The organism is Lelliottia sp. EB106-05-01-XG201 (assembly GCF_058791735.1).
Genome location: NZ_JBYTDV010000001.1, coordinates 1,127,288 through 1,151,447 on the forward strand (window position 1 = coordinate 1,127,288; position 24,160 = coordinate 1,151,447).

Annotated in this window: 15 protein-coding genes; 6 read left to right on the forward strand and 9 right to left on the reverse strand. The window is 60.4% G+C overall.

What is annotated here, in order from left to right:
• Positions 1-35: 35 nt before the first annotated feature.
• Positions 36-770 carry a class I SAM-dependent methyltransferase gene (locus AC3WS9_RS05320; protein WP_492487148.1) on the forward strand — a complete coding sequence of 245 codons (735 nt, stop codon included), beginning with the start codon at positions 36-38 and terminating at the stop codon, positions 768-770.
• Here the strand turns inward: AC3WS9_RS05320 and AC3WS9_RS05325 are convergent.
• A complete protein-coding gene (locus tag AC3WS9_RS05325) occupies positions 764-1,396 on the reverse strand; it encodes a short chain dehydrogenase (RefSeq protein WP_282492899.1) in 633 nt (210 codons plus the stop codon). The genes AC3WS9_RS05320 and AC3WS9_RS05325 overlap by 7 nt on opposite strands.
• Positions 1,397-1,464: 68 nt before the next feature.
• On the opposite strand from AC3WS9_RS05325, the gene AC3WS9_RS05330 reads away from it, so the two are divergent.
• Positions 1,465-2,352 carry a LysR substrate-binding domain-containing protein gene (locus tag AC3WS9_RS05330; protein WP_492487150.1) on the forward strand — a complete coding sequence of 296 codons (888 nt, stop codon included), beginning with the start codon at positions 1,465-1,467 and terminating at the stop codon, positions 2,350-2,352.
• Between the two features lie 128 nt (positions 2,353-2,480).
• Here the strand turns inward: AC3WS9_RS05330 and AC3WS9_RS05335 are convergent, their stop codons facing one another.
• Positions 2,481-3,041: an Ail/Lom family outer membrane beta-barrel protein gene (locus AC3WS9_RS05335; protein WP_492487152.1), complete on the reverse strand. Its 561-nt coding sequence runs from the start codon at positions 3,039-3,041 to the stop codon at positions 2,481-2,483.
• A gap of 358 nt (positions 3,042-3,399) precedes the next feature.
• Here AC3WS9_RS05335 and AC3WS9_RS05340 point away from each other — a divergent pair, with 358 nt between their 5' ends.
• From AC3WS9_RS05340 to AC3WS9_RS05355, 4 genes are all read left to right on the forward strand, one after another.
• A complete protein-coding gene (locus AC3WS9_RS05340; RefSeq protein ID WP_492487154.1) occupies positions 3,400-3,903 on the forward strand; it encodes a hypothetical protein in 504 nt (167 codons plus the stop codon).
• Positions 3,904-3,912: 9 nt separating this feature from the next.
• Entirely contained in the window at positions 3,913-4,359 is a 447-nt protein-coding gene (locus AC3WS9_RS05345) for a DUF421 domain-containing protein (protein WP_492487156.1), read from the forward strand.
• A gap of 91 nt (positions 4,360-4,450) precedes the next feature.
• Positions 4,451-5,632 carry an aminotransferase-like domain-containing protein gene (locus AC3WS9_RS05350; protein WP_282492904.1) on the forward strand — a complete coding sequence of 394 codons (1,182 nt, stop codon included), beginning with the start codon at positions 4,451-4,453 and terminating at the stop codon, positions 5,630-5,632.
• Positions 5,633-5,711: 79 nt separating this feature from the next.
• Positions 5,712-6,227 carry a DUF6622 family protein gene (locus AC3WS9_RS05355; RefSeq protein WP_492487158.1) on the forward strand — a complete coding sequence of 172 codons (516 nt, stop codon included), beginning with the start codon at positions 5,712-5,714 and terminating at the stop codon, positions 6,225-6,227.
• Here the strand turns inward: AC3WS9_RS05355 and nudI are convergent, their stop codons facing one another.
• From nudI to AC3WS9_RS05390, 7 genes are all read right to left on the reverse strand, one after another.
• Positions 6,228-6,653: a nucleoside triphosphatase NudI gene (gene nudI, locus AC3WS9_RS05360; RefSeq protein WP_492487160.1), complete on the reverse strand. Its 426-nt coding sequence runs from the start codon at positions 6,651-6,653 to the stop codon at positions 6,228-6,230.
• A 42-nt stretch (positions 6,654-6,695) separates the two neighbouring features.
• Complete coding sequence (locus AC3WS9_RS05365) at positions 6,696-7,043, reverse strand: HigA family addiction module antitoxin (protein ID WP_285144898.1); 348 nt, start codon at positions 7,041-7,043, stop codon at positions 6,696-6,698.
• 13 nt (positions 7,044-7,056) lie between these two features.
• The gene (locus tag AC3WS9_RS05370; RefSeq protein WP_282492908.1) at positions 7,057-7,365 is read right to left on the reverse strand and encodes a type II toxin-antitoxin system RelE/ParE family toxin; all 309 of its coding nucleotides are present in this window, start codon (positions 7,363-7,365) and stop codon (positions 7,057-7,059) included.
• A gap of 335 nt (positions 7,366-7,700) precedes the next feature.
• Positions 7,701-8,870 carry a beta-barrel domain-containing protein gene (locus AC3WS9_RS05375; RefSeq protein WP_492490301.1) on the reverse strand — a complete coding sequence of 390 codons (1,170 nt, stop codon included), beginning with the start codon at positions 8,868-8,870 and terminating at the stop codon, positions 7,701-7,703.
• A 10-nt stretch (positions 8,871-8,880) separates the two neighbouring features.
• Positions 8,881-11,067, reverse strand: coding sequence for a type I secretion system permease/ATPase (locus tag AC3WS9_RS05380; protein WP_492487163.1), 2,187 nt, complete (start codon positions 11,065-11,067; stop codon positions 8,881-8,883).
• The gene (locus AC3WS9_RS05385; protein WP_282492910.1) at positions 11,064-12,467 is read right to left on the reverse strand and encodes a TolC family outer membrane protein; all 1,404 of its coding nucleotides are present in this window, start codon (positions 12,465-12,467) and stop codon (positions 11,064-11,066) included. The genes AC3WS9_RS05380 and AC3WS9_RS05385 overlap by 4 nt, the downstream gene beginning before the upstream one ends.
• A 71-nt stretch (positions 12,468-12,538) precedes the next feature.
• The gene (locus AC3WS9_RS05390) at positions 12,539-23,713 is read right to left on the reverse strand and encodes a BapA/Bap/LapF family large adhesin (protein ID WP_492487165.1); all 11,175 of its coding nucleotides are present in this window, start codon (positions 23,711-23,713) and stop codon (positions 12,539-12,541) included.
• Positions 23,714-24,160: the final 447 nt, after the last annotated feature.

The window sequence follows — 24,160 nt, forward strand, 5'->3', positions numbered from 1 at the left end:
ATACTGCTACGCATATTCACAAAGAGGGATCTGCGATGGCACAAAATATCTACGACAATCCGGCGTTTTTCGAGGGCTACGCCCAGCTTCCGCGCTCGGTTCATGGCCTCGACGGTGCACCGGAATGGCCGGCGCTTAAATCCATGCTCCCCGATCTGACGGGAAAATCGGTCATTGATCTCGGCTGTGGTTACGGCTGGTTCTGCCGCAGCGCCCGCGAAATGGGCGCGGCACAGGTGATGGGCGTCGATATCTCCGAAAAAATGCTCGCCCGCGCGCTTGAACTCACCACCGATGCGGCCATCACCTACCAACGCAGCGATCTGGAATCTTTGCAACTGGAAGAAAACAGCCTCGACCTGGTCTACAGCTCGCTGGCGCTGCACTATCTCCCGGAACTCGACACGCTTTTCAGCCACGTTCAGCGCGCGTTAAAACCCGGCGGCAGCCTGGTCTTTTCGATGGAACATCCGATCTACACCTGCGCCTCGCGCCAGGGCTGGCTGACGGATGACAACGGCGCGCGGTTCTGGGGCGTGAATCAGTACCAGCAGGAGGGGCAGCGCGTCAGCAACTGGCTGGCGGACGGGGTGATCAAATATCACCGCACGCTCGGCACCACGCTGAATGCGCTGATCAAAGCAGGTTTAACGCTTCGTGGAGTCAACGAGTGGGGCCCAACGCAGGCGCAGATTGACGCCTGGCCCGCGCTGGCGGAAGAGGCGGAGCGACCGATGCTGGTGCTGATCGCTGCCGTCAAACCTCAGTAACCGACTTTATAAACCCGACCACTCTGCACGCCTTCCACGCTGCGGCGGTAGGCCAGCGCGACGGTGGCGGCAGGGACGCTTTCAAAGCCGGGGAAGAATCCGTCGTACGCTTCGGCGGATTCCGTCAGTACCGTCGGGCTAATCAGGTTGATACGAATTCCGCGCGGCAGTTCGCAGGCCGCAGCGCGGACAAAGCCTTCCAGCGCGGCGTTCACCGTGGTCGCGTTCACCCCCTGGGCAATCGGCTCGTGAGCGACAATCCCGCTGATCAAGGTTATCGACCCGCCTTCATTGAGGTAATGCTGGCCGGTCAGCGCAAGGCGCACCTGTCCTAACAGTTTGTCCTGCAAGCCCTGGTCGAAATCGCTGTCTTTCATGGTCGCCAGCGGACCAAAATGCAGCCCGCCGCTGGCAGAGACAATCGCGTCCACCGGGCCAATCTTTTCGAACAGCGCCTGCACGCTGGCCTGCGACGTGATATCCACCTGCTCATCACCCTGCGTGCGACCGACGCGGATCACCTCGTGTTTACGGCTCAACTCTTCTGTCACGGCGCGGCCGACCGTGCCGCTGGCACCAATAATGACGATTTTCATAGCAGACTCCTTCAGGTTGTGAGCCTCCATTCTTTAATAAATCAGAACTAAGATAAACTGGGCTAAAGTTAGAAGATTACTAACCAGAGGTTTGCAATATGGATAAGCTTCGCGGCATGGAGACCTTTATCACCGTGGTTGAGAGCGGCAGCTTTACGCAGGCGGCGGTGCGGCTGGAGATGTCGGCGGTGATGGTCGGAAAATACATTGCGCTGCTGGAGGAACAGCTTGGCACGCGCCTGCTGGAGCGCAACACCCGTCGTCAAAGCCTCACCGACGCCGGGCGGGTATTTTACGACGAGGCAAAGCTGGTGCTGGAGCAGGTGTCGATTGCCGAAAGCTCGGTGGAACGCCTGCGCGCGGCCCCGGCCGGGACGCTGCGCATCAGTGCGCCGACCTCCTTTGGCGGCTGCGTGATCGCTCCGCTCACGGCGACCTTTTTACAGACCTGGCCAGAGGTGCGCGTCGAACTGGATCTGACCAACCGGATGGTGGACATGGTCAATGAGGGCTTCGATCTGGCGATCCGCATCGGCGATATTCGTCACGACGATCTGGTGGCGAAATATCTCTGTCCGTATCGGATGGTGATCTGCGCGGCTCCGGCGTATCTGTCGCGCCACGGGACACCGCAAACACCTGCCGATCTGGTCGATCATCTCTGCCTGTCGCACACGGTCTGGACTGCGCGCAACGAGTGGCGGCTGCCGGGCGTGGAAGGGGAGGTGCGCTGGAAACGCGATGCGATTTTGCGCTGTAACGACGGGTACGGATTACGCACCGCGGCGGTGGCCGGGGCGGGTTTGTTGTTGCAGCCGGAGGTGCTGGTGGCCGACGAGCTGGCGAACGGCAGGTTGATTCGGGTGCTGGAGCATTTCACGCCAGAACCGAGGCCGGTGCATCTGTTGTGGCGGCAGGATTTACGCCCGTTGCCGAAATTGACGTATTACATAGATCATCTATTACAAGGCATACGTGCGGTTTAATGCCCGGCCCAAACACCGCACCGACCCGTAGGCCGGGTAAGGCGAAGCCGCCACCCGGCAAAATACCGCACGGACCCCGTAGGCCGGGTAAGGCGAAGCCGCCACCCGGCACCCGGCACAAACGCCGCTTAGAACCGATACCCGACGCCCACATTCCAGCCATTAATCGAATGGTCGCCCTGCAGATCCGCGTTCGTCCCCTCATAACCGACATTAATCGCCAGTTCTGCGGTCGGGTTAAACTGCACGCCCGCACCGTACGCAAACGAGGTCGATTTTTCTGAGATGCTGTCTTTCTGCGTGTACCCGTCACCCGCGTTCACCCAGGTAGAATCCCCGTCGGCTTTAGTATGTGCCACGCCGCCCAGGGCATATAACGACACATAGTCGTTAATGCGGTAAGCCGGACCCGCCATCAATGAATAATATTTCACGTCGATATGATTTTTGACCGAATCAGAAGCGACATAATATCTCTGATCGTCATCGCCGCTCATATAGGTGAAAGAACCCATGACGCTGAGCGGAGAATCCCATTCGTAGCGATATTGCGCGTTAACGCCGCGGATATTTTTAAAGTTCTCAACTTTACTCTGCGCATAGCCAAGAGAAACCGTGTGGTTATCCGCCAGAGCTGCGCCGCTGGCCAGACTTGCCGCCATCAATACCGCCAGAGATATTTTATTCATTTCCCGTAATCCTTTATTTTCATTAAATGGTGATGAGTGCCGGATATGACCGGCAAATGTCATGGATATTCCATAGCAAATAAAACGGATTAAATTGTTGGTTTTTTACCTAGCGGATGAAATGGGGAATTATCCTAAAGGGCAGCTTATTCCTGATATCGTCCTCCCTGATATTGGTAGGGCCGAAACGCACTCTCCCTGATTTTGGTAGCTTTACATTGTTGAAATATTCACAGGGAGCTGGCTTGACTTATCCCCCGCTGTGGCTATTGCTTAATCTAACAAACGGGATAATCCATAAAGCGTTTATCCTTAAAAATCATCTTGCTGAGCAGTGCGCGAGGCAATGAGGTGAGCAATGGCGCGAGAAAAAGAGACATTACCCGGCATCACGGAAAGCAGACGTGGTCTGAACTTTGAGGCTTTATTCCGCCAGGTTGGGCTGGTGGTGTTGCTGGGCGTTATTATTTCTGCCCTGTCAGGGCTGTTTTCTAACGGTTATTTTAGCTCGGCGCAAAAAGAAAATAAGGCACACACGCTGACTATTCACTATGAACGTTTTGGTCGCCTGCAAACAGAATTCGAACTGCGCTTTTCTACGCGATCTTTACCTGCCGAAAGTTATATTTTCAGTATTAATGGTGAATTAAATACGATGTTTGAGCCAGGAGCCATTTCACCGCAGCCCGATAGCATGTTCAGTGAGGGAAAAACGCTGTATTTGATTTATCGCAATGTGAAAAAGCAAGGTGATTTCTCCGTGCGGATGTTCGTTACGCCCACGGGTATGGGCAAATCAGTTAATTCAATCAAGGTTAATAGCGAGCCGGAAATCCGCTTCTGGCAGTTTATATATCCTTAGGAGCGCAATATGGAGATGGTTTTCCGGGCACTGGCAATCTATCTGATCCTGCTGGTGGTATTTAAAGTGGCGGGGCGTCGCGCGTTATTGCAGATGACCAGTTTCGATCTGATTTTACTGCTGATAATCAGTGAAGCGACTCAGCAGGCGCTGCTGGGAAATGATTTTTCGGTTACGGGCGCGATGCTCACTATTGTGACCCTGGTGGTCATTGATATGCTTTTTGGGCTGATGAAAAAGTACATTTCCGGTGCCGAAACGGTCCTCGATGGCTCCCCGGTGATTCTGCTGGAAAACGGTATGCCGTTACCGGACAAACTGAAAAAGGTGGACGTCTCCTGCGACGATATTTTAGTCGCCGCGCGCCAGACGCAGGGCATCGAAGAGTTCAGCAAAATTAAGTACGCCATCCTTGAGCGCAACGGGCATATCTCAATCATTCCAAAAGAAGACTAGTAATGGCGCTAAAAGTGATGATCAAAGCCCCACAGATGTGTTACTAACACTATGAACATCATAAAAATCAGAACTACAGGGCCCCGACAGTATGTCTAAGAACAAACTCGCCAGCAGCGTGCAAAGCCTGCAATCTTCCGCCATCCGTGAATTGTTAAAACACAGCAAAATGCCGGGAGTGATCTCCCTCGGCGGCGGCATTCCGAATCCCGATCTGTTCGATCACGAAGGATTACAGATCGCGGCCGATGCCGTGTTATCCCGCCATTTTGGCGAGGCCTTCCAGTACGGCCTGAGCGAGGGTTATCCGGAACTGCGCAGCGCCATCGGCCAGATCTGCGCTGAGCGCGGGATCGCCTGCCAGGCCGATGACGTGGTCATCACCTCCGGCTCGCAGCAGTCGCTGGATATTCTGGCGCGTGCGCTCATCAACCCTGGCGACACCGTCGTCGTGGAAAGCCCGACCTATCTCGCCGCGCTGCAGGTCTTTAGCCTGGCGCAGGCCAATCTTGAATCCGTCGGCACCGACGGGGAAGGGATGAAGGTCGATGAACTCGAAGCCCTGGTCAGCCGCAAAACCATCAAAGCCGTCTATATCGTGCCGACCTTCGGCAACCCCGGCGGCGTGACGCTCTCTGAAAACCGCCGCAAACAGCTGGTGGAGTTATCAAAACGCTACGATTTCGTGATTATCGAAGACGACCCGTACAGCGAGATCAACTATACCTCTGACGTGTTCCGCCCGCTGATGGCGCACGCCAAAGCGATTGGCAACGAAGAAAACGTCGTCTACACCTCGACCTTCTCCAAAATCCTCGCCCCGGGCACCCGCGTCGGCTGGCTGGTGGTGCCGGAGTGGCTGAAGCGGGCAGTGGTGAATTTGAAGCAAACCACTGATTTACACACCAGCACCCTGTCGCAGCTGATGACTTTTGAGTATCTGCAAACCGGGCGTCTGGCCGGGCAGATTGCGCTGATCCGCGATGCCTATCGCCAGAAATATCAGACCTTTGCTACTGAACTGGAAAACGAGCTGGGCGATGTGCTGACCTTCCACAAGCCGAAGGGCGGGATGTTCCTGTGGGCGAAATTCAACAACGGCCTCAACACCACCGAGTGGCTGGCGAAGACGCTGGCGAACGGCGTGGTGTTCGTGCCGGGCGAGTTCTTCTATTGCAGCAACCCGGACCATTCGACCCTGCGCATGTCCTTCGTGACGGCCACGGATGAACAGCTGAAAGAGGCTGTTCGACGCCTGAAAATTTCGCTCTGAACCCACTTACGCATGATGGCGCCGCCGCCATTGTGCGTAATACTCACCCGGTGCGAAAATCTCACTGACGGTAATTCCCATGACAGAATTCATCACCGGAGTGGTCACTCACACGCCCGTCTGGGTGTGGGTGCTGTTTATCTTCCTGATCTCCCGCGGCATCAAAGCCCGAAAACCGGCCATCGTAACCCTGGAAAAGCTCGCGATTATTCCCGCGATCTTTCTCATTTGGGATATCTACGATCTGGTGGTGTTTCGCAAACTCACCGTCGCGACCTGCACGCTGTGGATCGCTGGTCTGTTGGCGGGCGCGGCGCTGGGCTATCTGTTGGTCAAGCAAGTGAATACCACCCGCGCGGCACAGCCCCGCAGCATTTATCGACAGGCCGACTACTCAGCGCTGCCATTTATGATGCTGGCGTTCGGCGTGAAATACGTATTAGGCGTCATGACCGCCGTCTCGCCCGAGACGCTGCAACAGCCCGGTATGAGCGCCTTCGCGATTATCTCCGGCGGCGTATTCGCGGGGGTGTTTTTGGGTAAGTTTACGCGCTATGTGCGGGTGTATCTCTCGGCTGCACCGCAGGTGAACTGATTACAGAAGCCCTTTTTGCGAGAGGGTGATCCGCGTCGCCTCGTTGAGATCCAGCTCTTTTAAGGATTCCGGCTGCACCCAGGCGATCTCCTGAAACTCTTCGTTAAAGGTCACGTCACGGTTGGCGCTGGTGCAGTCGAAGATCAGGTAGATCATGTAAATCTCTTCGGTGGTGCCGTCAGCGTAGGTTTTGACCCGAATGTCATCGCGAAAGGCGAAGGGTTTGACGTCGGTGATCTCAAGGGCCTCGCCCAGCTCTTCACGGATCTCACGGCGCAGCGACTGCTCCATGGTCTCACCAGGCTCCATGCCCCCACCCGACAGCGCCCACTGGCCGGGAAACACCCCGCGATCCGCCGCCATTATGCACAGTAGATATGCCCCGTCATTTTGGATAATCGGACAAACAATGGTTCTCTGGCGCATGCTCACTCCCTGAATTTTATGTTGGCGGTAATGTAGCAGAGTTCAGGCGATGTCCTGCTGGTCAGACTTTCTTTTTGCGAGAACCTCAGCAATCGTTTTGATACGGCTCATCTCTTCCTGTGTCCGCGCGTTGTTCTGCACTTCCCAGATATCGACGTTCTGCTGCAAATTGAGCCAGAACTCGATGGAGGTATCAAAGACGCGGGAGAGACGAATCGCCATGTCTGCGGTTAATTTGCGGTTATTGTTCACCAGCGCGCTGATGGTGTTGCGGTGCACGTTAAGCATGTCAGCCAAATCGGCAATTTTGAGGTTCAGCGGCTCAAGGTAGTCGTACTGCAACACATCACCTGGCGTAGTGGGCTTGCGGAGGGATTGTTGGGAAGTCATGTGGGGTACCTCACTATTTATAAGGCTTGTATTTATGCGGGGCGAGGTAGAGATCTTCGGCTTTACCGGCCACCCATTTAAATATCAGTCTGTACTGTTTGTTAACTCGTATGGAAGAAAACCCTGACATTGGTGGGTTAAGTTCTTCATACATATTGCCTGGCGGCGAGCGCAAATCCCTGTGGGACGTTGCGGCATTGATGATATCCAGTTTTCTCGCCAGGGCGGCTTCAATGCTTGAGGGGAATATTTTGTGAGATTTTCCATACAGGAAGAAATCCTCAAGCCACTGATCGCGAAAGTTATTAATGTTCTTCAACATGATGCATTTTAGCTCCTGTCCCTTTGAAGCTGCGTTAATGGTATTGCACCGATGCACTGTGCGCAAGTGCATTCCTGCCGATTATTACTTAATCAGAATTTGACCCGACTTTTGGCTCAATGCAGTCAGAAACAGCCTCTGAAGTCACGGCAAAATACGCCTCGTCGAGTGAGGCTGAAAGGGGGAAATGAAGAAGAAATTTCGTCCTGCGAGGTGGCTTCAGGAAAAATGTATGGAGTGGCAGAAAACCCGTCGGGTGGCGCTTTGCTTACCCGACCTACAAAACCCTGTAGGCCCGGTAAGCGCAGCGCCACCGGGCTTTTTTTTTTCAATCTTCACCGCTCCCGCAGCGCCTCTTTCGCCCGGTTGAACGGCTTAATCATGTAATCCATCACCGATTTCTCCCCGGTTTTGATGTCCACCGTCGCAATCATCCCCGGCACGATCGAGAATTTCCGGCCCGCTTTATTGACCAGATAATCCTGGCTGGTGCGGATAAACACCCGGTAGTAGAACACTTCCGGTTTGGCCTCGTCCTGAATGGTGTCCGGCGAAATGGTTTCGACCACGCCGTGCAACCCGCCGTAGATGGCGTAATCGTAGGCGGTGATTTTCACCAGCGCCTTTTGCTCCGGGTGGATGAAGGCGATATCGCGCGGTGACAGACGGGTTTCGATCAGCAGATGATCGTCCACCGGCACAATCTCCATCAACTCGCCGTTAGGTGGGATCACGCCGCCGATGGTGGTCACTTTGATGTTTTTCACGATCCCGCGCACCGGCGATCGCACGGTCAGGCGCGTGACGGAATCTTCGCGACCTTTCAGCACCGCCGAGACCATATCCACCTCGGCGTTGGCTTTCGACAGCGCCTCGCGGGCCTGCACGTAATACTGGGAGCGCACGTCGGTGAGTTTTAGCTCCAGATCGCTTTTTTGCCGCTGCAAACGTAACTCTTCCACCCGACTGGCGGCACCGGTTTTGATCAGTCGCTGGGTGATCGCCAGCTCTTTATTCGCCAGATCCAGCGCCGCTCTCAGTTCGCGCTGGGTGTCATCAAGCTGCGCGCGACGAGAGGTGTAGAGCCGGGTTTCGGCGGCGATCAGTTCCGGCCATTTTTTCAGGGAAGGGGGGAAGACCAGCGGCAGATCGTTCACCTCCGCGGTCAGGCGCACGCTGGAGGCCAGCGACGCGCGATACCGCGCCGCACTTTCGCCGACGTTAGATTCCGACCGCGTAGGGTCGAGCCGCGCCAGCACCTGACCCGCCTGCACCAGATTCCCCTCGCGCACGTTCAGCTCGGTCAAAATCCCGCCGTCGAGAGACTGCAACACCTGCTCGCGCGAGCTGGGGATCACTTTCCCCGTCCCGGTCGAGACCTCGTCAAGAATGCCGAACCACGCCCACACGCCGACGATGATGAACAGGAGCAGGGAGAGGATCACGATCCGCCGTGCGCCCGAGTAGCCGCTTTCGGAGTCGAGAGCGTTATCGAGATCGTCCATCGCCGCCACGTCACGCTGACTGATTTTCATTTTTCCACTCCCGTCCGTTTGCCTGCTGCTGCATGCGGCTGTTGCTCAGGGCCTGCGCTTTCGGCGCGTCCATCACCAGCATGCCCTCTTTCAGGACCACCACGCGCTCCACCAGTTCCAGCACCGGCACGCGATGAGTGGCGACGATCAGCGTCCGGTTGCCGAGCCACTCGCCGAGATGCTGGAGAAACTCGCGCTCTGTGTGCTCGTCCAGCGAGGCGGTCGGTTCATCCAGCAGGACGATATTGGGATCGCGCAGGAACATGCGCGCCAGCAGGATCGACTGACGCTGCCCGCCAGAGAGCCCCACGCCGTTCTCCATGATCGGGTAGTCGAGCCCTTTTGGCAGCTTCTGCACAAAGCTCGCCGCGCCGCACATCTCCAGCACCGCGAAGATCTCTTCATCGGTCGCGCGCGGCATGCCGAGGGTAATGTTTTCCCGCAGGGTGCCGTAGAACAGCCGGGCGTTCTGGGTCATAAAGCCGACGTTGCGCCGCAGATCCGCCACGTCCAGATGCGGCAGGCTGAGGTTGTCGAGACGCAGTTCGCCGCCCGCCAGATCCATTCCGCCCGACATCGCCTGCAGCAGCGTGGATTTCCCCGCGCCGTTGCGCCCGAGGATCGCCACTTTCTCGCCGGGCTGGATCTCCAGCCGGTTAATGCGCAGGGCCATGCGCGGATCTTCCGGGTGATAGCGAAACTGCGCCTGATCGAACAGGTAATGCCCGCGCAGCACGTCCTGGCGGATCGGCGACTCTTCGCGCTGATTCTCCGTCGGCAGCTGCATGATGCTGTCCAGCCCCTCTTTGGCGGCTTTTACCTGTTGCCAGCGGGCCAGCACGCCGCACAGGGTCGCCATCGGGGCGATCATCCGCGAGGCCAGCATCGAGGCGGCGACCACCGAACCGGTGGTGAGCGTGCCGTCGATCACCATCGGCGCGCCGACCACGATCACCCCGGCGTAAACCAGGCTCTGAATGGTCATCCCCCAGCTGATGAGGTTTTGCGTCAGCTCGCGGGTGCGCAGGCCGGACTCGGCGGTGATCTGGATGTAGCTGTTCCACTGCTGCAAAAAGCGGTTCTCGGCCTGCATCAGCTTGATGTCCTCCAGCCCCTGCACGCTCTCCACCAGCACGGCGTTGCGCAGGGTCGATTCATGGGCGGACTGTTTTGCCAGCGCCGCGAGTTTCTTCTGCAGCAGCAGGCCGGGGAGGACCATCAGCACCGCGGCGACGGGGGCGATCCACGCCAGCTGCGGGGCGATGATCGCCAGCACCACCACGAACAGGAAGAAGAACGGCAGATCGACAATCGTTGAAATGGTGGAGGAGGTGACCATCTCGCGGATCTGCTCCAGCTCGCGCAGCTGGGAGATAAAGCTCCCGGTCGAGCGCGGGATCGCGCTGTTGCGCAGGCGCAGGGCGTGACCAAACACCCGATCCGAGACGCGCAGATCGGCGCGTTTACCGAGCAGATCCATAATGTGCCCACGCGCGATGCGCAGCACAAAGCCGAACAAGGTGGCGATCAGCACGCCGATGGTCAGGACGTACAGCGTCGGGTAGGACTGAGCGGGGATCACCCGGTCATACACCTGCATCGAAAAGACGATCCCGGAGAGCGACAGCACGTTGATGAACAGCGCCGCCAGCATTACCCAGGTGTAGGGGCGCATGTCGCGCATCACCAGCCGGTAGAGCCAGTCCGGGCGGTATTTGGAAATATAGGCATCGACGCGGCTGTCTTTCAGCGCCGCCAGCGGACGCAGGGCGACCACGTGGCGAATCGCTGGCAGCAGGGCAGTCATCGACACGCGGTTGTTGTGCGGCGAGGTGTCGATGAAGTTGATATCGAGGGTATCGTCGCCGTCGAAGTGCTCGATGACGCCGATTTTTCCTTCGTTGAGCTCAATCACCACCGGCAGTTTCCAGCTGTTGATGGACTGCTCCGTGGCGGTCAGAAGCTGAAAGGAGAGCCCCGCCTCGCGCGCCAGCTGGGTCAGCGCCGGGACCATCGGTTTGCCCTTCAGCCACGGCGCGCTGGCGACCAGTGCGCCAGGAGAACAGGCCACGCGGTAGCGGGTGGCGACATAGCCAAAGGCCTGCGCCCAGTGCTCCAGCGTCTCTTCAGGAATGCTTTCGCCCAGCGGTTTATCGGATTGCTTCATGGCTGGATCTCCACAGTCTGAATGGTGCGGTTCTCAAGATCGAACGAATGACGCAAAAGGCCGGTGTTATACAGGCAGCTCAGCTGCAGCTGGTGCAGTTGCCCGACGGTTTGCTGCTGGGTGAAACGCGCCTGATAGACCTCCTGCTCGGCGTTCAGCACGTCGAGCAGCGGGCGTGAGCCGAGATCGAGATACTGCTGCTGATAGAGTTCGCGGGTGCGGACGCTGAGGGCTTCCTGGCGGCCCTGGATTTGCAGGGTGCTCAGCAGGCTCATCACTTGGCTGCGCGATTCGAGTAGTTTCTGACGCACATCGAGGCGCGTGCGCTGGATGGTGGATTGCGCGGCTTCGACGGCGTGTCCGGCAGCGTTGCGTCGGGCGGTGAGACCGCCGCCCTGATAGAGCGGCATCTGCACTTTCACCCATGCGGAGTACTGGGTGCGATCCAGCGATTCACTGCCCGCGTAGCGGTCGTTGAGATAGTGACGTACTTCCGGTTCGAGCGAGACGGTCGGCGTCATCTGGGCGTTGGCGTAGTCGAGATTGGCCTGCGCGACGTTGGCCTGCGCCCACGCGGAGAGCACCGCAGGCACCAGCCGATCGTCCGGTTCGGCGACATCGCAGCTGCGTTTCAGGTTATCGGGAAAGTCGTTGCTGATGGTGTTCAGGTTATTCCAGCCGAGAAAGCTCATCAGCGTGGCGCGGGAGCTGTCGAGGCTTGCCTGGTACTGCATGAGCTGAGCGCGAGCGCCTTCGATACGGGCGTCGGTCTGCACCACGTCCGACAGGGAACTCGCCCCTTCGTCGTTACGCTGGCGGGCGAGGTTGCCGATAGACGACAGCGCATCCAGCTGCTCTTTGGCGGTTTCCACCATCTGCTGCCAGGTTTGTACCTGCACCATCGCCAACGCCGTGTCGTGGCCGATGGTATCAATACTCACCAGCACATTGGCCTGCTGCTGGGCCACGCCTGCGTTTTCGGCGCGCACCTGGCTGGCGACTTTGCCAAAGTCGTAGAGCATTTGAGAGAGAGAAAGCACTAATGAAGGGGTAAAGCCGTTGTTGCTGCCGTCGTGGCTATAGCCGCCGTCCATGCCCGCGTTGACCTGCGGGTAGTATTTCGATTTGGCGACGTCGACTTGTTCCGATTGTTCGTAGAGTTTCCCGACCGCTTCGCTGATGGTCGGATGCCAGCTGACGGCGCGGTTCACGGCGTCCCCTAGCTTGAGCGTGCCGGGTGCGGCGTTACCGGCAACCGGCGCGACGCGGCCATTCAGCGACGGCAGCTCCTGTTCTTCACTCAGGAAGCCGGTGTTGATCACCCCCGCAGGATTGGCAGCGAGCGCGGGCACAGATATCAGGCAGCACGAGAGCCACCAGTAAGGCATCTTCATTCCCATGTCATATCCCTAATAAAAGAGTACCGCTTCATGCCCGGGCGCTGAACGCCCGGGTCAGTTGTGTTGTGCTATCAGGTGATGATGTTGTGGTGCTGATTAACCAGTTCGTCGTAGCTACTCTGCACGTTGTCCAAAGTGACCAGCGTGGTATTAGTGTAGGTGGTCCCTGTCCCGTCACGGTCGATGGAGATCACAGTGTTGTTACCGCTGGTGGTGACATGCACGTAGTTCCCGAGCGTCGATGCCTGTCCGTTCCAGCCCACCAGTAGATCGCCGATATCGATTTTGTCCCCCTGGCTGATGGAGAAGTTGGTCCAGTGATCCCCGGTGCTGTTGCCCGCCGTGGCGTTACCCACGGTGTTGTTCAGTACCTGATAAATCAGGGTATCGCCGTAGGCCGTCCCGTTGATCACATCGTTATGCTCCGAGCTGATGAACTGCGGTGCCATGTTGATGGTGAGCGAGGCGCTGTCCGTTTTGCCTGCCGCATCGGTCAGGGTGTAGTTGAAGACCTCCTTCGAGGTGATGCTCGAGAGCGACACCCCGGTGTTCATGGTGTAGGTGTAATGCCCGTCTGCACCGATGGAGAGCGTGCCGTAATGCCCCTGAATGGTGACGTTAGCGGCGCTGGTGGTGTACGGGTCAAGGGTGGTGGTCACGCCGTTGTAGCTGGTGATGCTCAGACGGGTATCGACCGAGTGCAGCTGATCCATCGCCCCCTGCGAATCCGTCCCGTCAAAGATGTTGCCGTTGACGGTGTGGCCGCTGGTGGAATCGAACTGGGTGAGGGAGTAAGTGGTCCCCACCACGTCCGGGGTGATGGTGATTTGCCCCGCCGCCAGCGCGCCCATTTTCCCGGTGTAGGAGAGGGTGTAGGTGCCCGCATCCAGATCCAGCCCGCTGAGGTTCACCGTCGCGGTGCCGCCCAGCAGTAATCCGCCGTTGAACGAACCGCTGCGGATGGTGGTCGAGCCGTTCGACAGCACCCAGTCCACCGTCAGCCCGCCGAGAGAGAGCAATGACGCGACGTTGAAGTGCAGAACCACGTTATGCAGCGCCGTGTTCGGGTCGACCACAAAGGTGCCGCTGCCGCTGCCCTGAGTGGAGGCCAGCAGCGCCGCTTGCCAGCTGGCGCTTCCGACGGTGGTGTCCGAGTAAGCCGAGGTGTGGTGAACCGAGGTCACGTCCATCACCGCACTGACGTCGTTCACCGCATCCATCGCCCGTGCCGTTGGGGTGATGTTCAGCGACGCCGTGTCTTTATCGCCGTTTGGCGCGGTCACGGTGTAGACGAAGGTATCCGGCGTTTTGATGTGATCGGCCCCGACACCGCTGTTCAGGGTGTAGGTGTATTTCCCGTCCGCATTGATGGTCAGGGTGCCATATTCCCCCTGAATGGTCGTGACGCCGGTGCCGTTGACCGTCACCCCGTTCACCGAGGTGACGTGCGTCCCGGCAGGAGCGATATCATCCGCCAGCACATCGCCGGTGGTGCTGCCGCCGACGCTTGAGACGGTGTAGACATGGTCTTCCAGCACGTTGAGGGTGTAGGCCGTCAGGGCCGTGATCCCCGCCGCGGTGTTCAGCAGGAACAGGTATTCACCCGCCGGCAGGTTGAGCGTCAGGGTGGCTGAGGTTCCGCCCAGCAGCGGCGCACGCAGCCAGCCTGGCTGGACGCGCATCTGCTCGAAGGTTTGCGTCGCCTCGTTGAATTTATAGACGTACAGGTCGAACACCGAGGCGAGCGCCACGCCGCCCACGGAGGCCTGGATGGTCATGGTGCGGGTGGTGCCTTCCGCCACGTTATAGATGATCGGATTGCTCAGATCGTCGAGGAGGTTCAGCCCCAGCGTGTTGCCGAGGTTCACGCCGACAACGGTAAAGCCACCCTGGGACGAGGTGCCGTTGTTGATGGCGTGCACGCTGGTGTCGAAGGTGAAGCTCGCCGTATCGTCCACCGCTGTGACGCTGTTGGTGACGGTGTTCGCCCCGAGCGAGATCACCAGCTGCGCCGAGGCGCTGGCCCCGTTATGGCCGATGGTGTAGGTGAAGCTTTCGGTCCGCCCCAGAACGGCGGCGCTGGTGTTGGTCAGGGTGTAGGTGTAGCTCCCGTCGAGGTTGATGGTCAGGGTGCCGTACTGACCCTGGATCACCGTTCCGTCTGCGGTCACGTTTACCGTGTGGCCCTGCGCATCGGTGACTGCCGTGATGCGGGTGCCCGCCGGGGCGTTGTCGCTGCCGGTGGTCGGGTCAACGTCATAAATCACGTTTCCGGATTGGGTGGTGACGCCCGTCACCGTCCCGGCGCTGGTCTGGGTGACATCTACGTCGAGGCTGGTGTAGGACCCGGTTGCCAGCAGGTTGGTGTTGTAGCTGAGCACGCGATATTGCCCGTCCGCCAGCCCTGTCATGTTGAGCGTCACGCCGCTCGCCCCGAGGGTCAGCAGGTTGGCAAACTGCGGCAGACCGGTATCCACCACCGTGGTCCAGGTGCCATTGACCGCATCCCAGCGCTGCACCACCACTTCCAGGGTATTGAGCAGAGAAAGCACCACGCCCGTGGCGTTGGCGTTGATCGAGATATCTGCGCTTCCGCCCGCACTGACCGTAAAGCCGACCTGCGCCGTGTCGTTGCCGAGCAGCGTCAGGACGTTGCCCAGCGCGCCGACCAGCAGAGACCCGTAGTCGCTGTACTGAGCGTTCGTCACCGTCGCCGTGGTGCCAAGTGCCAGCTCCTCCACGTTTGAACTGGCCGACAGCGGCACCACAGGGGCCAGCGCCGAGCCCGGCGTCGAGGTGTTGCCCGCCGCATCGGTGGCGGTGATTTGCAGGGTCTGACCTTCCGTCTGTTTATTGAGGAAGCTGTAGCTGTAGGTGCCTCCGGCGTTAGCCGTCGTGGTGACTATTGAGCCATCCGCCAGACGAATGGTGACGGTGCTGCCCGCTTCGGCGGTGCCCGTCAGCACGCTGCCGTCGGCGTTGAAGGTGCCGTTCGGCGCGTTCGGGGCGATGGTGTCGACGATGACCGTCGTCGGCAGCGAGACCGGCCCGGTGCCGCCGATGACGTTGGTGGCGGTGGCGGTAAAGGCGTGGGAGCCTTCGCCCAGCACCGGCGTGGTAAAGGTCCAGTTACCGTTGACATCCGTGGTCGCCGTGCCCATCGCCACGCCGTTGTTGTACAGCGTAATGGTGGAGTTCGGCTGCGCCGTCCCGCTCAGGGTTGGCGTGGTGTCATCGGTAGATTTGCCGTTGGTCAGATTGCCGGTGATGGTCCCGACGTTGTCGTTGACGGTGGTAATCAGCGGCGCATTCGGCAGGTTAGTGAATGGCGCGATGACGTTGCTGGTGGCGCCTGCGTTACCGGCTTTATCGGTCGCAAAGGCCAGCAGGGTTTCGCCGTTGGTCTGCGCCGGTGAAATGGTGACGTTGAACGCGCCGCTGCCGTCCGCTGTCGCCGTGCCCAGTACGGTCCCGGTGCTGCTGGTGATGGTAACGGTACTGCCCGCCTCCGCCAGACCGGTGACGTGCGTCCCGTTGCTGATGACCGCCAGCGTGCCCGGCACACCCGGCGCGACGGTATCCAGCACAATAGAGGTGATGGACGACGGTGCGCTGGTGTTGCCCGCCGCGTCGGTCGCGGTGGCGGTGAAGTTATGCTGTCCGTTGGTCAACGAGATGGTCGCCTGCGGCAGCGTCCAGACGCCGTTACCGTCGGCGGTGACGGTGCCGATCAGCACGCCGTTGTCGTAAATGCGCACCGTCGTGTTGGCCTCGGCGGTGCCGTTCAGCGTCGGCGTCGTATCGTTAGTCGGATTGCCATTGATCACCGGTCCGGTGATGGTGCCGACATCGTCGACCACCGACGAGATCACCGGGGCAATTGGCGCGGTGGCGTCCACGTTAACCACAAACGCCGTTGTCGGACCGCTGGCGTTCCCGGCGGCGTCGGTGGCGGTGATGGTCAGCGGGTGCAGCCCATCGCTCAGCGCCGGGGTCGGTGTGAAGGACCACGCGCCGCCGGTGGCGGTGACGGAGCCAATCAGCACGCCGTTATCGTAGATTTTCACCGTCGAGCCCGCTTCCGCCGTGCCCGAGAGGGTTGGCTGGGCGTCGTTGGTGAGCTGGCCGCTGGTCAGGTTGGTCACGGTGCCGACGTCATCTACCACCGTCAGCAGCACCGGAATGGTTGGCGGCGTGAGGTCGATAGTCAGGCTAAAGCTCGGGGACGGATCGCTGTTATTCCCCGCCGCATCGGTGGCCTGCGCGACAAGGTTATGCGGTCCTGCCGTCAGCGCGGTGGTGATCGTCACCGCCCAGTTCCCGCTGGCATCCGCCGTGGTGGTGCCGAGCAGCGTGCTGCCCTCATAGATATTGATGGTCGCGTTCGGTTCGCTGGTCCCGATCAGGCGCGGCAGGGTGTCATCTGTGGTCTGGCCGCTGCCGAGCGGGCCGGTGACGGTGCCGACATCGTCAATCGCCTGGGTGATGGCCGGAGCCAGCGGTGCGATGGTATCGACGATCACCGTGAAGCCCGGAGACGCCACGCTGACGTTGCCCGCCGCGTCGGTCGCGGTGGCGGTCCAGGTGTGGCTGCCGTTGCTCAGGGCGCTCGGCGGGGTGAAGTTCCATGCGCCCGAGCCGTTGGCCTGCACTGTGCCGACCTGGACGCCATTTTCATAGATGATGATGGTGGCGTTGGCCTCCGCCGAACCGTTCAGCTGGGGTCGGGTGTCGTCGGTGGTTTTGCCGTTTAACACCGGATCGAGAATAGCGCCGACGTCATCCGTGGCGTTAATAATCAGCGGTGCGGCTGGCGGCTGGGTGTCGACCGTCAGCGTAAAGGTGGTATTGGTGGTGGAGGTGTTGCCCGCCACGTCGGTGGTGCTGATGGTGATGGTGTGCGCCCCGTCGGCCAGCGGTGCCGTTGGGGTGAAGGTCCAGTTCCCCTGGGAGTTGACCACCGCGGTGCCGAAGGGTTGTCCGTCGCTGAGCAGAGTGACCGTCGCCCCGATCTCGCCGGTGCCGTTAAAGGTTGGGCGGCTGTCGTTGGTGCTGCCGCCGTCGGTGATATTCCCGGTGACCGGGCCGACGTCGTCCTGCACCGAGGTGAGAGCCGGTGCCGCAGGCGGCGTGGTATCCACGGTGAAGGAGAAGACCGGGGAGTTCGCCGAGACGTTACCCGCCGGGTCGGTGGCGTTGATCCTGATGTTGTACACGCCGTCGGCCAGTCCGGTCGGCGGCGTAAAGGTCCAGGCACCGCCCACGACCACCGCGGTGCCGATTTCGACACCGTTATTCAGGATGTGAATGGTGCTGCCCGTGACGCCGGTTCCGGTGAGGGTTGGCGTGGAATCGTTGGTGAGCTGCCCCGAGGTCAGATTGCCGACCGCGCCGCCCTGCACATCATCGGCAACGGAGGTGAGCACCGGTACCGCTGGCGGGGTGAGATCGACGATCACGGTGTAGCTGTTCGAGCTGGTGCTGACGTTGCCCTGAGGATCGGTCGCGATCACCGTAAAGGTGTGGCTGCCTTCGCCCAGCGGTGTGGTCGGGGTAAAGCTCCAGCTCCCCGAACCGTTGGCGGTGGCGGTGCCAATCTGGGTGCTGCCTTCGAAAATCGCGATGCTGCTGTTAGCTTCCGCCGTGCCCGAAAGCGTCGGCGTGCTGTCGTTGGTGGTGCCGCCGGACGGGACGTTCCCGGTCACGGTGCCGACGTTATCGTCCGCGCCGACAATCACCGGCGTGGTGGAGACCGTATCGACCACGATATTGAACGGCGGAGATTGCGGGCTTTCATTCCCCGCCGGATCGGTGGCGGAAATGGTCAGGGCGTGGTTGCCTTCCCCCAGCGCGCCCCCTGGAGTGAAGCTCCAGGTGCCGGTGGAACCGACCACCACGGTGCCAATGGCGGTGCCATTGTTGTAGATGGTAATGGTATCGCCCGCCGTCGCGGTGCCGCTCAGGGTTGGGCGGCTGTCGTTGGTAATTTGTCCGTTGGTCAGCGGCCCGGTGCCAGGCCCGACGTCATCGGTGACCGCGCCGAGGATTGGTGCGTTCGGTGCTGTCAGATCGATGGTGACGGTGGCGGCAGGAGAGAGGCCGCTGGTCTCAGCGCCCACGGTGGCGGTGGCGGCAAAGCTGTGCGGGCCTTCGCCGAGCGGGACCAGCGAGCTGGCTGTCCAGGCTCCGGTTGGGCCAGCGGTGACGACCGCCCAGGGCACCAGGCTGCCATCGAGATAGATGGTCACAATACTGTTCGCCACGGCGGTCCCGCTGAGGATCGGCGTGGTGTCGTTGGAGCTTGAGCCTTTCACCTCAACGTCACCGCTGAGACCATTGTCATCAACGATGGAGGTGATGATTGGAACATCTGGCAGATCCGGCGTGTCGGTGACCTGATAGTTCGTCGGGTCACTGGCGTTGCCTGCGGCGTCTGTTGCCGTGACGGTCAGGGTGGTTTCGTTGTTTTGCGCCGGAGACAGGGCAATGGAGTAATTGCCCGAGCCATCGGTGACGCCCCGACCCAGTTCAACGTTATTTGGCCCTTTGACGATCACCGTAGAGCCCGGTTCTGCGGTGCCTGTCAGCGGCGTCCCTTCAACAGCCAGACTGGTGACCACTGGTGCATTTGGGGCATTCGTATCAACCGTCACGGTGACCGGCGCGCTCGGCGTGGCGTTTCCAGCGGCGTCGGTGGCGGTGACGATAATGGTATGAGGGGCATCCGTCAGCGCTGAGCCGTTCGGCAGGGTCAGCGTCCAGTTGCCGTTGGCATCCACGGTGGCCTGCTGCGGTGCGCCGCCGTCGATCCGCACGGTGATGGTGCTGCCAACTTCGGTTTTGCCGCTGATGGTCGGTGTGTTGTCGTTGGTGTAGAGCGTGCCGTTCGCCAGGGTGCTGCTGGAGATGCTATCGATCTGCGGCGTGGTTGGCGCGACCGTATCCACCGTGATGGTGTAAACCGGGCTGGTGCCGCTGACGTTACCCGCTGCATCGACGGAGGAGACGGTCAGTTTCAGCGCGCCGTCTGAGACGGACGGGCTGGTCCAGGTCCAGTTGCCGCCGGTGACAGGCACGCGAGCCACTTCGACCCCGTTGTTATAGATAATCACCGTATCGCCGCTGGTGCCGGTCCCGCTGATGGTCGGGGTGGCGTCTGACGTCGAGCCGCCATTAGCGACGGTCCCTGCGGTGATTTCAGGCGTGACCGGCGGCGTGGTATCCACCGTCACCGTAATCACCGGCGATGTGCCCGACACGTTCCCCGCTTCGTCGGTAGCGGTGGTGGTGAAGGCGTGGGTGGTTTGCGTCAGCGCCGTGTCTGGACGCCAGCTCCAGTTGCCGTCCGCGCCGACGGTGACGCGGCCCACTTCGATTTTCGCCGCGCCGCCCACGCTGTCATAAATAATGATCACGTCGTTGGCGGTACCGGTGCCGCTCAACACCGGACGCGAATCGTTGGTGCTGGTGTTATCCGCAACCGGGCCGGTGATTTGGCTGACGTTATCGGTCACCACCGGTGCGGCTGGGGTCGCTGGCGGATCGGTATCAATGATGATCGTCACCGGCTGGGATGGCGCACTTTCGTTGCCTGCGCCGTCTTTGTTGGTCACGGTCAGGGCGACATCGTAAGAGCCGTTTGGCAGCGCCTGAGTCGGCGTCCAGGTCCATGTGCCGTTCGGCTGAACGGTGATCACATCAGGCTGTTTCACGCCGTCAATGTAGATGGTCACCGTATCGCCCGGCGTGCCGGTGCCGCTTAAGGTCGGCGTGGTGTCGCGCGTCGCTTCGCCAGGATTCAGCGCGGTCGGCTGACCGTCCGGGTTGACGGTCACGTCCGGGGAGTCTGGCGTCGCCGGGGCGATGGTATCCACCACCAGGCTAAATGGCGGTGACGAGGTGGAATTGCCTGCGGAATCGGTCGCGACCACCGTCAGGGAGTGGGTGCCGTTGGTGAGCGGGGTAAGTGGGGTAAAGCTCCAGCCGCCGCTGCCGTTGAGGGTGGCGGTGCCGAGCAGCGTGGTGCCGTCATACACCGTAATAATGGTATTCGGCGGAGCGTTGCCCGTCAGCACCGGACGGGTTTCATCCGTCGGGGTGCCGCTGGTGACCGGGCCGGTGACACTCCCGGTGTTGTCGGTGACCGTCGCGATCGACGGGGCCGGTGGCGGCGTGGTGTCGACGATGATCTCAAATCCATTCGAAGGGGAACCGACGTTCCCGGCCTGATCTATCGCCACGGCGGTGAGCGTATGCGGGCCGCCTTCCGGGAGCGCCTGCGTCGGGGTAAAGGTCCATGAACCGCCATCGCTGACCACGGCGGTACCGATCTGCACGCCGTCCAGACGCACGCTGATGGTCGCCCCGGGTTCGCCCGTGCCGTTGAGGGTTGGACGAGCGTCGTTGGTGATTTCGCCGGTATCGAGCGGGCCGGTTCTGCCTGGGACATCGTCAACCACCGAGGTAATGACCGGTGCCGCAGGGGCCGCGCTGTCGACGGTAATACTCCAGCTGTTCGAGGTGCCGCTGGCGTTCCCGGCGGCGTCAATGGCGGTGGCGGTCAGGACATGCCCGCCCTCGCGCAGGTGCACCGATGGGGTGTACTCCCAGATGCCGCTCGGCGGGATGGTCAGGGTACCGATCTGATTGCTGCCGCTGAAGAGATAGAGCGTGGTGCCCGGCTCCCCGGTGCCGCGAATGGTTGGCGTCGCATCGTTGGTCAGGCCATTGTTCGCGACATCACCGATGCCGTTGGCTACGGCGTCATACACCGACGTGATCACCGGAGTTTGCGCCGGGGTGATATCCGGGGCATCCACCGAGGCGGTTGGCCCGGTGTTGCCTGCATGATCCGTCGCGTCGGCGGTCAGTGTTTCGCCGTTGAGCTGCGGCGGGTTGATAGTGACGGTAAAGTTGCCGTTATCGCCCGCCGCGGCGTGACCCAGCTCGGTGCCATCCGGGCCTTTGATGCTGACGGTACTGCCCGGCTCGGCGGTACCGGTGACGGTGGTGCCATCGTCAGAGACAGCCAGATTATCCGGTGCCAGCGGATCGGTGGTGTCCGGTGCATCGGCATGACCCGGCTGACTCACATTGCCTGCGGGGTCTTTGGCGATCACTTCCAGCACTTCGCCATTGGTTTGCGGCGGAGCGACAGGCACGGTGAAATGGCCGGTCCCGTCGGTGGTGCCGGTGCCAATGACATTGCCGCCCGGATCTTTGACCGTGACGGTGCTGTTGGCTTCGGCGGTGCCGCTGACGCTGGCGCCGTTACCGGCGACGGTCAGATCGGCCGGTGGATTCGGCGCGATGGTGTCGGTGGCGACGACGGTGGCGGGAATGCTGTCGTTCCCGGCGGCGTCAGAGGCGATGACGGAAATGGTCTGGCCGTTGGTCTGCGCAGGGCTGAGCGGAATGGTGAAGTTACCGCTGCCATCTGTCGTGCCCGTCCAGCTCTGACCCGTGCCGTTGGTGATGGTAATGGTGCTGTTCGGTTCGGCGGTGCCGGTCACCTGATTCCCGGCGGGGTTTAAGGCGATCACCGGCTGGGTCGGTGCGACAGTGTCGACGATAAAGTTGATGGCCTGCGACAGGCCGCTCGGGTTTCCGGCGGCGTCAATTTCACGCACCGTGACCGAGTGCGGGCCTTCCGACAGCGGGCCATTCGGCGCTACGGCCCACAGGCCGTTCGGGCCGACGGTCACTCTCCCGACTTCCACGCCGTTATCGTAAATAATAATCGTACTACCCGGATCGCCGCGGCCCGTGAGGCGTGGCTGGCTGGCGTCGGTGGTTTGGCCTGCGGAAACCGCGCCGCGGATCGAGCCGACTTCATCGTTCACCACAAACGCCGACGGCGCGGCGGGGGCGGTGATATCGACGGTAATCGTAAAGCCCGGCGAGGCGGGGCTGGTATTCCCGGCCACGTCGGTGGCGCGAACCGTCAGCACATGGCTGCCTTCGCTCAGATTGACCGACGGGGTAAAGGTCCAACTGCCGTTCGCGGCGGCGGTGACGGTGCCGATTGCGATGCCGTTATCGTAGATCGTCACCGTGGAATTGGCTTCGGCGGTGCCGGTGAGCAGCGGGCGCTGATCGTTGGTGCTGCCGCCGTTGTTGAGCGGCCCGGTGACCGGGTCGACGTCATCGGTGACACTGGAAATCACCGGTGCCGTAGGCGCCACCGTATCGACCACAATGGTGATCCCGGCAGACGGCGCGCTGGTGTGGCCCGCCGCATCGGTGGCGGTAGAGGTCAGGGTATGGCTGCCGTTGGACAGCGCGTTCGGCGGGGTAAAGCTCCAGTTGCCCTTAGCGTCGACGGTTGTGGTGCCGATTTTGGTGCCGTTATCGAAGATGGTGATGGTGGTGCCCGCTTCGCCGATCCCGCTCAGGGTCGGGCGCGCGTCATCCGTGCGCTGGCCGTTGGACAGCGGGCCCGTTTCGCTCCCGACATCGTCGTTAACGATCAAAATGTCCGGTGCATCTGGCGTGACCAGATCCGGCGCGGTGACGTGACCCTCTTTGCTGACGTTGCCGGAGGAGTCGGTGGCGGTGGCAGAAATCTGCTCGCCGTTGGTCAGCGGGGTGCCAAGTTCAATGGTGAATTTCCCGTCGCTGCCGGTTTTCCCGGTGCCGACCAGATTGCCGTTGGCATCTTTCAGGGTGATGGTGCTGCCAGGCTCTGCGGTCCCTGAGACCGAGGTACCATCCCCGGAGAACTGCAGGTTGGTTGGCGCGTTCGGCGGCGTGGTGTCCGGGTCAGTCGGGTTCCCCGGATTGCCAGGGTTGGTCGGGTTGTTGTCATCGTCGCCACCACCGCCTCCGCCGCCACCGCCGCCCGCGGCAAGGGCGATCCCGCCTGCGACGGCAACACCGCCGAGCACCCACGGCCAGATGGCCGCGCCGCCGCCATCGCCGGAGGAGCCCATCAGGACATCCGTTGAGGCAATCGCCTCGTAATGTTCTGCGGCGGTCGGGTCTTCAATCCACCACAGCGCGCCGTTGCCTTCCTGCAGCACCAGCTGGCTCTCGCCCTGCGCGTCGCCGTGGTAAAAGTTTTTCAGGGTAATGACTTCGCCGGAGTGCAGGCTGACGATCAGATCGTTGCCACTGCGCGTGTAGTGGGAAATGTCGGCCCGGCCGACGTGAAGCTTCACAATGGAGGAGTGATCCAGAGTAACCTGAGTGCCTTCTGTGGTGGTTTCCACGCCAGTAAGTTTCGAAATGACAGAGATTTGGCTCATATTGATGACTCCCAACAGATTTTTATTGAAATGGCGTGCAAGACGAAGCCATCACTTTTCTGCGGGTAAAGAGCGCCCCCGGCGAATTCACTATTTTTGACGATAGTGCTTACCGTTGATTTCTTCAGAGCGGCCGATGCCCGCCAGCGAATAGAGTGGCAACATCAGGTGAAGCTATTTATTTACTTTGGCTTGACTTGTATTCGGTGTTTTTTGTGTTATATAAAGCCCTGTGATTTATAAAGATATTATTTAAATGGACTAAAAATGATATAGCTATAAATATCAGATTATGCAAATGAAGCACCGGTAACCTGCAGTTAACCCCTTCTGAATTGAATAGTTTTACCGAGATGGCTATAAGCCAGTTGCCCACCGCATCCCGCGTGGCGTGCGGCTGCGGTGTTTCTTTCTCTTTTCGGCTTTGGATATAATGCGAATTAATTC

Excerpts from the sequence above, each read along its gene's own strand:
- AC3WS9_RS05355 (WP_492487158.1), top strand. The coding sequence starts at position 5,712 with ATGACAGAATTCATCACCGGAGTGGTCACTCACACGCCCGTCTGGGTG.
- AC3WS9_RS05380 (WP_492487163.1), bottom strand. The coding sequence starts at position 11,067 with ATGAAGCAATCCGATAAACCGCTGGGCGAAAGCATTCCTGAAGAGACG.
- AC3WS9_RS05390 (WP_492487165.1), bottom strand. The coding sequence starts at position 23,713 with ATGAGCCAAATCTCTGTCATTTCGAAACTTACTGGCGTGGAAACCACC.
- AC3WS9_RS05370 (WP_282492908.1), bottom strand. The coding sequence starts at position 7,365 with ATGTTGAAGAACATTAATAACTTTCGCGATCAGTGGCTTGAGGATTTC.
- AC3WS9_RS05375 (WP_492490301.1), bottom strand. The coding sequence starts at position 8,870 with ATGGACGATCTCGATAACGCTCTCGACTCCGAAAGCGGCTACTCGGGC.
- AC3WS9_RS05325 (WP_282492899.1), bottom strand. The coding sequence starts at position 1,396 with ATGGAGGCTCACAACCTGAAGGAGTCTGCTATGAAAATCGTCATTATT.
- nudI (WP_492487160.1), bottom strand. The coding sequence starts at position 6,653 with ATGCGCCAGAGAACCATTGTTTGTCCGATTATCCAAAATGACGGGGCA.
- AC3WS9_RS05330 (WP_492487150.1), top strand. The coding sequence starts at position 1,465 with ATGGATAAGCTTCGCGGCATGGAGACCTTTATCACCGTGGTTGAGAGC.
- AC3WS9_RS05350 (WP_282492904.1), top strand. The coding sequence starts at position 4,451 with ATGTCTAAGAACAAACTCGCCAGCAGCGTGCAAAGCCTGCAATCTTCC.
- AC3WS9_RS05340 (WP_492487154.1), top strand. The coding sequence starts at position 3,400 with ATGGCGCGAGAAAAAGAGACATTACCCGGCATCACGGAAAGCAGACGT.
- AC3WS9_RS05365 (WP_285144898.1), bottom strand. The coding sequence starts at position 7,043 with ATGACTTCCCAACAATCCCTCCGCAAGCCCACTACGCCAGGTGATGTG.
- AC3WS9_RS05335 (WP_492487152.1), bottom strand. The coding sequence starts at position 3,041 with ATGAATAAAATATCTCTGGCGGTATTGATGGCGGCAAGTCTGGCCAGC.
- AC3WS9_RS05385 (WP_282492910.1), bottom strand. The coding sequence starts at position 12,467 with ATGGGAATGAAGATGCCTTACTGGTGGCTCTCGTGCTGCCTGATATCT.
- AC3WS9_RS05345 (WP_492487156.1), top strand. The coding sequence starts at position 3,913 with ATGGAGATGGTTTTCCGGGCACTGGCAATCTATCTGATCCTGCTGGTG.
- AC3WS9_RS05320 (WP_492487148.1), top strand. The coding sequence starts at position 36 with ATGGCACAAAATATCTACGACAATCCGGCGTTTTTCGAGGGCTACGCC.